Origin of the sequence: Rhizobium sp. ZW T2_16 (assembly GCF_044987325.1) — a bacterium.
In the GTDB taxonomy this organism is placed as follows: domain Bacteria; phylum Pseudomonadota; class Alphaproteobacteria; order Rhizobiales; family Rhizobiaceae; genus Neorhizobium; species Neorhizobium cellulosilyticum.
Genome location: NZ_JBJDRG010000074.1, coordinates 1 through 653, shown reverse-complemented (window position 1 = coordinate 653; position 653 = coordinate 1). Strand labels below are relative to the sequence as shown.

Below are 653 nucleotides of genomic sequence, written 5' to 3'. Positions count from 1 at the left end.
CCCAGGTCATCGCCCACGCGGTCTGGCTCTACTTTCGGTTTCCGCTAAGCCTGCGCCTTGTCGAGGAATTGCTGCTGGAGCGCGGCATCGCCGTCTCCTATGAAACGATCCGCCGCTGGGGAAAGAAGTTCGGCCCGGATTATGCGCGTCGCCTTCACCGCAAGAAGCCCAACGGGAGCGATGTGTGGCATCTGGACGAGGTCGTCATCACCATTGCTGACAGGAAACACTGGCTCTGGCGGGCCGTCGATCAGGATGGGTATGTGCTTGACGAAATCGTCCAGCCCCGACGTGACACCAAGGCCGCCAGGCGATTGCTGACCCGCCTTCTGAAGAAGCAGGGTATCGCACCGAAGCGTATGATAACGGACAAATTGCGCTCCTATGGAGCAGCCCGGCGACAGGTCATGCCGCAGGTCGAACACCGATCCCACAAAGGTTTGAACAACCGGGCCGAGAATTCTCATGTGCCGCTGCGAAAGCGGGAGCGGATGATGCAGGGTTTCCGATCACCAGGAGGCCTTCAGCGCTTCGTGTCTGTCTTCTCCGCCGTTCGTAACCACTTCGTCCAAACCCTTTCGCAACGCTCCGCATTCCAAAACCGCGTTCACCGTATCCAGGCGATCGCAGAGTGGAAAGTTGCAGCCGAAGCC

At 59.4% G+C, this 653-nt stretch carries 1 protein-coding gene; it reads left to right on the top strand.

Annotated features, from left to right (window positions below; translation table 11 throughout):
- Window positions 1-653: IS6 family transposase (locus ACI3K0_RS30780; RefSeq protein ID WP_404946990.1), on the top strand; the 653-nt coding region annotated here is incomplete at both ends.